Raw genomic sequence first — 8,700 nt, 5'->3', positions numbered from 1 at the left:
TCGAGTACGACTTGCGATCGCTCATCCCGTCACCCAAGCGAATCCCGAACGCCTGACCGGCAATAATGCTTCACCGTCACCCCATCGAGTGATCATAAGCAGGACAGAAGATCACGTACCGCACTCTCAGTGACGACCAGAGCCGCACCCTGTTCAGCGGGGTCGTACGGCCGGGCCGGATGCCACGACCAGACCGCTGTGCGTACTGAGGGCATCGCCGAGCAGTTCCGCCACCACCCGAAGGCCGAGGTCGACGAGGGCTACCGGGGACTGGCCAACGAGTTCCCCGACCAGGTCAGCGCCCGGCCGAAGAAGCCGAAGGACGACGCTCCACTCGGCAAGCACCACGCCTGGCGCGAACAGCGACGCCGCCAGTCCTCCGCCCGGATCTGCGTGGAACACACCAACGCTGAGTACAAGCAGTGGCGCCCGCTCCAGCGGTTCATGGGTCGCCGCGAGACCTACCCCGAGACCCACCTCTCGATCGTCGCCCTGGTCTCCGACCGCTCCGCCCGGCGGGCGACCCGCCGCAAGCTGAGCACCGAACTGGTGCTCGCCCGGCAGATCGCCTGCTGATCACCCACCGGCCGACCCGCCAGGCGAGCACGCCCCAACGTCAATTACTCCCAAGGTCGCGTTACCACCGTGTGCTCCCCCACCGTGCCATTCCGCCGGCTGGACTCCGCCAGCGGCTGGCTTCGACGGCGTGCCCGCGAACAGGCCGCAGTTTCGAGCGCGTGCCCCGGCCCCCGGGCCGGTTCCCAGGATGTAGCACCTTCCGGGACCGCTAGTTCGTGACCCCACGGGCAGGCGGCCTTCGGCGGCCGAGGTGGGCTCCCTACGCCTCGGAGCGCTCGCAAAACTCGGCCGTGAAGCCGAAGTAGTGCTGAGGGCCCAGGGCGCTCCGCAGTGTTCCAGCACTGAATGCGAGGGTTGCGAATGTTGCCATATGGCAACTGTTTGTTCTAGTGTCCGGTCGGGACGCACCAGGCGGCCTGCGAGCTGGTTGCTCGTGGTGCGAAGGAGACGATAGCTGTGGGGGGTCACCGTTCGCTGCCTCCGTATGAGACATCCGGCACTGTAGCTTCATCGCCGCTGCCCGAGGTCACCACCGTCCGGAAAGTGATGTCGCCCCCGCTCTCGTCGCGTGAGCTGGGAAGCGATGAGCTGCCCAGGATCCTGTTGATCGAGGACGATCCCGGGGACGCTTTCCTGGTTAAGGAGCTGATCTCCGACAGCGGCATCACCCCGCAGGTGACGTGGGTTCGCACCCTCGCCGAGGGCCGAGGGGAACTGGCAAGCACGGTGCCGCAGTGTGTGCTGCTGGACCTGCACCTCCCGGACGCCGAAGGTCTCGACGCTGTGCGCCAGATCTTGCACGCGGCTCCCTGGGCCGCGGTCGTAGTGCTGACGGGCTTGGCGCAGGAGCACACCGGTCTGGCCGCGGTGGCGGCCGGCGCGCAGGATTATCTGGTCAAGGGCCAGGTGGACGGTGACTTGCTGAGGCGGGCGATCCGCTATGCGATTCAGCGCAAGCACACCGAGCTTGCCGCGACCAAGGTGCAGGCCAGTGAGATACGTGCTCAGGAGAACGCCCGCCTGGAGCGTGGCCTACTGCCGACTCCGCTGTTGCGCGACGATCGGGTGCAGGTCAGTGCGCGCTACCGCCCGGGCCGGGCCCAGTCCTTGCTGGGCGGTGACTTCTACGACGTGGTGCAGACTCCGGACGGCACCGTTCATGCCGTGGTGGGGGATGTGTCGGGTCATGGGCCCGACGAGGCGGCCCTGGGTGTGTGTCTGCGCGTGGCGTGGCGGGCTTTTGTGCTGGCAGGTTTGCAGGACGGTGCCCTGTTGGGAATGCTGCAGCAGATCTTGGTTGCCGAGCGGTCGGATCCGGAGATCTTCGCCACGGTCACGTCGCTGAGGCAATCACCCGAGGACGGTTCGCTGAGAATCGTGCGGGCCGGCCATCCGGGCGTGCTGGTGCATTCGCTCGCGGACATACAGCTGGAGGAGGTCGCCGGTGGCCCGGCGCTGGGCATCGTGTCCGGCGGCAGTTGGCCGGTGGCGAACCTTCCGGCCCCGCGTGACGGGGCGGTGGTGGCGTTCACCGACGGTCTGATCGAAGGGCGCATCGGACAAGGGTCACAGCGGTTGGGCGAGGACGGTCTGCTCGCGCTGGCCCGCAAGTACCTGCACCTGCCCGCCCCCGCGTTCCTCGACACCCTGATCTCCGCAGCGCAGGATCTGGCTGCCGACAGCGGAGGACTGGCCGACGATGTCGCTGTCCTCCATCTGAAATGGAGCGCCACCGCGTGACATCCCTACAGGCCCCCCTCCATGCGCCGACAGAGCGGGCCTCCTCGGCATCCGGGCCGCCGCTGCCCCCTGAGAAGCCTGGACGCCCGGATCGGCCTCGTCGGTTGAGTGTGCAGGGGTGGATCCTCATCGCGCTGGGCATCATGGCCGCCCTGACCGTACTCGCCGGCATCATCGGCTCCACACTCCTGTCACGAACAAGTGCCGCCGCCGACCACCTCGTCAACCAGATCGCTCCCGCACGCACCGCGGCCGCACAACTGCAAACCGCGCTGGTGGACCAAGAGACAGGGGTGCGCGGCTACCTGCTCACCGGCGACAAGCGCCTACTGGAATCCGACACCCAGGGCCGCGCGGCACAGGTACAGGCAGCCGCCCAACTCACCCACCTCCTGAGCTCCAACTCCCAGGCCATGGCCAATTTGAGCGCGGTCGAGATCGCAGCACGGCAGTGGCGGGTCCGCTTCGCCGACCCAGTCCTGAACGCCCCGCGGGGCACGACCGCCTCGGTAGAGGCCGGCAAGACGTCCTTCGATCATCTGCGGAGCCTGCTGGCCGCCCAGGACACCTACCTGAGCCAGGAACGAGACCGGGGTTGGGCCGTCCTGCTTCACGTACGCGGCCAGCGTGATGCGGTGTTTCTCTCGACTCTGGCGCTGTTCCTTGTGACCGGCATCGCGTTGGCCGTGCTGCTGCACCTGGCCGTCGGTCGGCCGCTGACCGCTGTGCGCGTCGCTGCGGCGCGCGTCGCAGGCGGAGATCTCTCCCACCGCATCCCCCACCAGGGGCCGGCTGATCTGCAGGCCATGGCGTACGCGGTCGAGGCCATGCGGGTGCGCGTGGTCCAGGAGTTGGAGGCCTCACGTCAACAGGAAACGCAGCTGCGCCAGCAGCGTGCGGCGCTGGGCGATCAGGCGGCCGAACTGCGGCGCTCCAACGCTGAGCTGGAGCAGTTTGCCTACGTCGCGTCGCACGATCTGCAGGAGCCCCTACGTAAGGTGGCCTCCTTCTGCCAACTGCTGGAAAAGCGCTACGGCGCTCGCCTGGACGAGCGCGGGATCCAGTACATCGCATTCGCCGTCGACGGCGCCAAACGCATGCAGGTCCTGATCAACGACCTCCTCACCTTCTCGCGGGTCGGGCGCATGCACGAGACGTTGACCGAAGTGGACCAGGACGACACGGTCGACCGGGCCCTGCGCAACGTGGCTGCCGCCCTGGAAGACAGTGACGCCACCGTCCACCGGCCGGACCGGCTGCCCGCCGTCACCGGCGATGCGACGTTGCTGACCATGCTGTGGCAGAACCTCATCGGCAACGCCATCAAATTCCGCCACCCGGACCGGGCCCCCGCCATCCACATCACCGTTGACGCGGAACCCGACGATCCGACCATGCGGCGGTTCGCCGTCACCGACAACGGCATCGGCATTCCCGCGGAATTCACCGACAAGGTCTTCGTGATCTTCCAGCGCCTGCACGGGCGCGGTGAGTACGAGGGAACCGGCATAGGCCTGTCCTTGTGCAAGAAGATCGTCGAGAACAGCGGCGGCCGCATCTGGATCGATTCCGCCCACACCACCGGCACCCGCATCGCCTTCACCCTTCCCACCCTCAGCGAGCAGCCGACCACCCCCACACCCCGACCGGAGGCCGACCGTGAATCCCAGCCCTGAACCCATCGAGGTCCTCCTGGTCGAGGACGACGCAGGCGACGAGCTCATGACGCGCGAGGCCTTCGAGGACAACAGGATCGGCAACACCTTGCACGTGGTCCGCGACGGCATGGAGGCCCTTGATTTCCTCTACCGCCGCGAGCCCTACACCCACGCGCCGCGGCCCGATCTGATCCTGCTCGACCTCAACCTGCCCAAATACGACGGACGCCAGGTGTTGGAGCGCATCAAAGCAGACCCCGACCTGAACCACATTCCGGTCGTGGTGCTGACTACCTCCTCGGCCGAGGAGGACATCCTGCGCAGTTACAAACTCCACGCCAACGCCTACGTGACCAAGCCGGTCGACCTCGACCAGTTCATCACCGCCATCCGCCAGATCGACGACTTCTTCCTGACCGTCGTGCGGCTGCCCCGCACCCGCTGACCGGCGAGAGGCCCGCCGTCGATACACGACGCGAGCAGCACCAGGGCGCAGTCGGATTCCAGTCCTCTTCGCCGTGAACACGGGCAGCCGTTTTCCACCGCCCACCTGATGCCTCCCTCAGCGGTGGTTGGTGGACGGGATGGCCTCAGGTGGGGTTGCTGCGGCCGTTCCAGTCCAGGCAGACCACCAGAGCGTCGTCCTCGGCGTCCGCGGCCCGGTAATCGGCCAGCTCTCGAAGGACCGCTCCAGGGACGTCAGCGGGGGGTAGGAGGCTGGCGGCGCCAATCGCCCGGGATAGCGCCTGATCTTCGTACGCCTCGCCGGCCGGCGAGGCGGCGGCGTAGACCCCGTCACTGACAAAGACCAGACGGTCGCCGGGCAGGACCCGGAACTCCTGGACGACATAGTCGGTCTGGTCGAACATCCCCAGCGGCAGCTGGGCCTCGAACGGAATGCGTTCCACGGTCTTGTCGCGCTGGCGCCACAATTGCGGCGAACCCGCATCAACGACCTGGACCTGGCCGGTGGCCAGGTCGAAGGAGAGCAGCAAGGTGGAGACGTGCTGATCGCCGCCGTGTTCGGTGTACAGGGCCTGGTCGGCCAGTGCGGCCTGGTCCGCGATGCCGATCCCGGCACGGCGGGCGTTGCGCAGCGCGTTGACGGCGAGATTCGTCAGGAGGGATGCCTCGATGCCTTCACCCATGCCATTGGTGATCGTCAAGGTGAGGGTTTCGGCGGTGCTCGCCCAGTCGAAATTGTCGCCGTGGATCGCGTACGCGGGCTCCAGCTGTGCACCGATCGAGTATTCGGTGCGTGCGCACGCTCGGGCAGGCAGGAGCTGCCACTGCATCTCTGCGGCCAGCGTCAGCCGATTGACGCGCCGCGCCTGCAGGTATACGTCGGTATCGCGCTCCGCGACAAGGATCTCGTGGCCCAGGAGCCCGGCGATGTCTGCCAGGTCGCGGACCGCCACAGGGGTGTAGTCCGCCTGTGGTAGCCGGACGGTCAGGACGCCCAGCCGGTCGCCGCGCACCGTCACCGGCAGATGCAGGCTGACCATCCCGTTCTCGGCATCCCGCTCCTCCTGCGCCTCCTGGCTTCCGAAAGCCCGCCCCTGTGTGCTGGCGTGCACCGAAACTGCAGCGGCGGTGTGCGGCAGGGCAGTGACCGGCTGCAGCACCCGCTGGCTGTAGTCAGCCATCAGCAGGTCCACCGCGTGGGCACCGTAGTGCGCGGCCAGCGCCGAGCGCACCGCCTCCAGGAGCGCGTGCGGAGCCGCCGTGCGCAGGGCACGTTCCACGGACAGGAAATTCGTCATGGGCGGATCAGGGCTTTCTCAGGGCAGGAATGGGGCTGATCACATCGGGCAGTGGAACGGTATCGGGATGGAAAAGAGCCGCAACGGATGGCACAGTGGGACCATGCCTTCCACTCTCCTGTCCTCCAGCGCCGCGCGGGCGGCTCGTGCAAGCGGGACGGTGGCGGAATTGCTGGAAGTGCTCTGGGGTCGCGGGCAGGAAGACGCCCCACAAGGTTCGATACCCCCCTCCCAGCTGCGCGCCCTGACCGTGATCGAGGAGTGTGAGGGCGCCAACCTCCGGGCCCTGAGCCAGGCCCTCGGCTCGCGGCCCTCCGCGGTGAGTCGGCTGTGCGACCGCCTGGAAGCCGCCGGCCTGCTAGAGCGCACCCCCAGTGCGACCAGCGGCCGCGAGATCGAACTGCGCCTGACCTCGCACGGGCAGACCGCCCTCGCCGACATCCGCGCGGCACGCCACAACGAGCTGACCGCCGTCCTGCAGACCATGCCCGCAGCCAAACTCGCCGTTCTCGCCGAAGGCCTGGAGGCATTTCACAGCGCCGCCCGCCACCGGATCGGCATCGAGCGACCCGCCGACACCCGGGCTCCGTCCGCGGATACCGCTTAGCAAGCGCCGCACTGTCAATCCTCCCCAGCCCCCGATGATGAGCCCGCGTTGCGGCTCACCCGAGGTCCATCACTCGAACTATAGTGCGATACGGGCGGCTCGGGCGCCCGAATCTCGTTCACAGACCGCTCGATGCTTCCAGGGTGGAACAGCACCGGCAAAATGGTTGCTAGACGGAAACTATACGGCTAGCGTGAGGATCGGTGCGCACTCGCAGGCGACGACTGCGCACCGAGGACCGCAGAGAAAATCCCTCCCCAGGGGTCGGCGGCGGGATAAAGGGCTGGCATGGCCTATCAAGCCCCGGCTCAGCCAGCGCGCACCCCTGCGTGGGGAGGTCAGCTATGGCGCCCGGCGACATCATCGACGAGCTCTCCCACGCCCACCGCGGCATTGAGGAACTCTTCGCACGAATCGAGAGGCTGCTGCCTGGCGATGCACAGCGCCGGGGCCTTGCCGAGCAGGCCATCATCAAGCTGGTGGCACACGCTGCAGTCGAGGAGCGGCACTTCTACCCGATAGTCCGCCGATACCTCCCCGGAGGTGACGCGACGGCGGACCGAGGGATCGAAGACCATGCTCGCGCCGAGCACCTGATGAAGAAACTGGAAGGTGCCAGCGCAGGAGAGCCGCGCTACGACGCGCTACTGGAACAGCTGGCCAGCCAGGTCTGGGCGCACATCCAGGACGAGGAGCACCATCTGTTCCCCCAGCTGCGAACTGTGATCCCCTCCGAAGATCTGCTCGACCTGGGCGAACAAGTAAGACGGGCGGAGAAGACCGCACCGCCCGCCCCCCTGTGAGTCCGGCTCACGACGGTGGCCGTGACGACGAAGGGCCCAGCCGTACGAATCCGCGACTCATTGAGCCAGTGCCACCATCACACCTGACGGCGGACGCCTCTCGCCGGCCCGCAGATCGGTACCGCACAGCCAGCGACCTTCGGCCGAGACGTCCGCAGACCCAGCAGACACCGATGCACCGCAGCCCTTCCGCGCAACAGCTCGATCCACCCCCTAAGGGTTGTCCCGTAAATGATCTCCGAGCTGCCTCGGGTGTGGTGGGCCATGGTCGGGGTCGCTCGCTTATCCGGCGAGGTTGATGTTGTGCAGGCGGGCGATGCTGAGCATGGCGTGGTGGACTCCGTCGCCCTTGAGGCGGCAGTCGCGGAGGATCTTCCAGGTCTTCATGCGGGCGAAGACGTGCTCGACGCGGGCGCGGACTTGTTTGTGGGACGTGTTGTGGGCTTGTTTCCAGTCGGGCAGTTCTTCGCCTTTGCGACGGCGGTGGGGCATCACGAGCCCGGTGCCCGGGTAGCCGCCGTCGGCGATCGTCATGGTCCTGCCGACGGCCGCTTTCGCGCCGGACTCCTCCCACGCCTTGCAGTCGTTGCGGTTGCCGGGCAGGGGCCGGCCGACCGCTACGACAAGACGGGTGTCGGCGTCGATGACGACCTGGTGGTTGGTGGAGTACCGGTAGTTCTTGGACTGCGCGGCAATGGTGTGGTCGCGGGTCGGAACCAAGGTGCCGTCCACGATGAGCACGGTGTCCTTGCGGAACCGCTGACGCGGCTGGAGCGCGAGCGAGGGGCCGAGATGGTCAATGATCCGGTCAGCCGCGGACTTCGAGATACCGAAGAGCGGAGCGAGCTGGCGCATCGTCAAGTTCGTGCGCCAGTACGCCGCCACCAACAGAACCCGGCCTTCCAACGGGAGGCCCCACGGTCGGCCCTTACGGACCGGATCCGCACCTTCGCGGCGCAGCGCCGTCACCAACTTGCCCAAGGAACGCGGACTCAACCCGGTGAACGGGGCTATCCAAGACGGCTCCGACGCCGTGATCACACCAGACACCACAAGATCATCTCACCCGAGACCAGCAGTTACGGGACAGGCCTTAGACATTCGAACGCCGAGAAGGGCGTACCGATCCAGGCAGCAATTCCGCCCACAGGGCAGAATATCAACGCCCATGGAATGGCAGCGCGTTAGTAGAACAGAATGACGCATGACTGTGATGCCAATGGCGGATCGGCAAGGAGAACAAGGGCCCAGTCATGCGGTTCACACGCTTTGCCGGGGAGCATAAAGGCGATCCCCATGAACACATGCACGGCCAGGAAGGCGAGGAGATAGCTGAGTCACGGGTTCCTGAGGCGCCCCGACCGATCGAAGTGTCAACTGGTTCCGCGACTTTCCTCCGGCGGCGGCATGGACCATGGGGGCAGACCTGCTGTCGGCGTACTACCTAACCTCCCCAACCGCGTACGGATGAACGTCCCCAGCTATGTCGTGTGCGGGAGCACGGCTGCGTCAGCCCCTGACGATGCAGAAGGGATGCCCGGCCGGATCAG

8 protein-coding genes are annotated in these 8,700 nt (G+C 66.9%); 6 read left to right on the top strand and 2 right to left on the bottom strand.

Going from position 1 to position 8,700, the window contains the following annotated elements:
* Positions 1–198: 198 nt before the first annotated feature.
* The 4 genes from O3W51_RS46215 to O3W51_RS46200 all read left to right on the top strand — a co-directional run bounded on the left by O3W51_RS46215 (position 199) and on the right by O3W51_RS46200 (position 4,422).
* Positions 199–576, top strand: a complete 378-nt coding sequence (locus tag O3W51_RS46215) for a transposase (RefSeq protein WP_269289979.1) — start codon at positions 199–201, stop codon at positions 574–576.
* Between the two features lie 549 nt (positions 577–1,125).
* Positions 1,126–2,319: a PP2C family protein-serine/threonine phosphatase gene (locus O3W51_RS46210; RefSeq protein ID WP_269289978.1), complete on the top strand. Its 1,194-nt coding sequence runs from the start codon at positions 1,126–1,128 to the stop codon at positions 2,317–2,319.
* 110 nt (positions 2,320–2,429) lie between these two features.
* The gene (locus O3W51_RS46205; protein ID WP_331284164.1) at positions 2,430–3,995 is read left to right on the top strand and encodes a sensor histidine kinase; all 1,566 of its coding nucleotides are present in this window, start codon (positions 2,430–2,432) and stop codon (positions 3,993–3,995) included.
* Positions 3,979–4,422, top strand: coding sequence for a response regulator (locus O3W51_RS46200; protein WP_269289976.1), 444 nt, complete (start codon positions 3,979–3,981; stop codon positions 4,420–4,422). Before O3W51_RS46205 ends, O3W51_RS46200 begins: the two co-directional genes overlap by 17 nt.
* Before the next feature lie 145 nt (positions 4,423–4,567).
* Here the strand turns inward: O3W51_RS46200 and O3W51_RS46195 are convergent, their stop codons facing one another.
* The gene (locus O3W51_RS46195; RefSeq protein WP_269289974.1) at positions 4,568–5,740 is read right to left on the bottom strand and encodes a PP2C family protein-serine/threonine phosphatase; all 1,173 of its coding nucleotides are present in this window, start codon (positions 5,738–5,740) and stop codon (positions 4,568–4,570) included.
* 103 nt (positions 5,741–5,843) lie between these two features.
* Between O3W51_RS46195 and O3W51_RS46190 the strand changes: the two genes are divergently transcribed.
* Both O3W51_RS46190 and O3W51_RS46185 read left to right on the top strand, forming a co-directional pair.
* A complete protein-coding gene (locus tag O3W51_RS46190) occupies positions 5,844–6,347 on the top strand; it encodes a MarR family winged helix-turn-helix transcriptional regulator (RefSeq protein ID WP_269289972.1) in 504 nt (167 codons plus the stop codon).
* A gap of 344 nt (positions 6,348–6,691) precedes the next feature.
* Entirely contained in the window at positions 6,692–7,150 is a 459-nt protein-coding gene (locus O3W51_RS46185) for a hemerythrin domain-containing protein (RefSeq protein ID WP_269289971.1), read from the top strand.
* A 282-nt stretch (positions 7,151–7,432) separates the two neighbouring features.
* Here O3W51_RS46185 and O3W51_RS46180 read toward each other — a convergent pair whose 3' ends face one another.
* On the bottom strand, positions 7,433–8,200 hold the full coding sequence (locus tag O3W51_RS46180; RefSeq protein ID WP_269289969.1) for a transposase: 768 nt from the start codon (positions 8,198–8,200) through the stop codon (positions 7,433–7,435).
* Between the last annotated feature and the right edge of the window lie 500 nt (positions 8,201–8,700).

The organism is Streptomyces sp. H39-C1 (genome assembly GCF_027158125.1).
GTDB lineage: Bacteria > Actinomycetota > Actinomycetes > Streptomycetales > Streptomycetaceae > Actinacidiphila > Actinacidiphila fildesensis.
This window is presented reverse-complemented; position numbering and strand designations above follow the sequence as displayed.

Coding starts and splice junctions, on each gene's coding strand:
- O3W51_RS46195 (WP_269289974.1), bottom strand. CDS start 5,740: ATGACGAATTTCCTGTCCGTGGAACGTGCCCTGCGCACGGCGGCTCCG.
- O3W51_RS46210 (WP_269289978.1), top strand. CDS start 1,126: ATGTCGCCCCCGCTCTCGTCGCGTGAGCTGGGAAGCGATGAGCTGCCC.
- O3W51_RS46190 (WP_269289972.1), top strand. CDS start 5,844: ATGCCTTCCACTCTCCTGTCCTCCAGCGCCGCGCGGGCGGCTCGTGCA.
- O3W51_RS46185 (WP_269289971.1), top strand. CDS start 6,692: ATGGCGCCCGGCGACATCATCGACGAGCTCTCCCACGCCCACCGCGGC.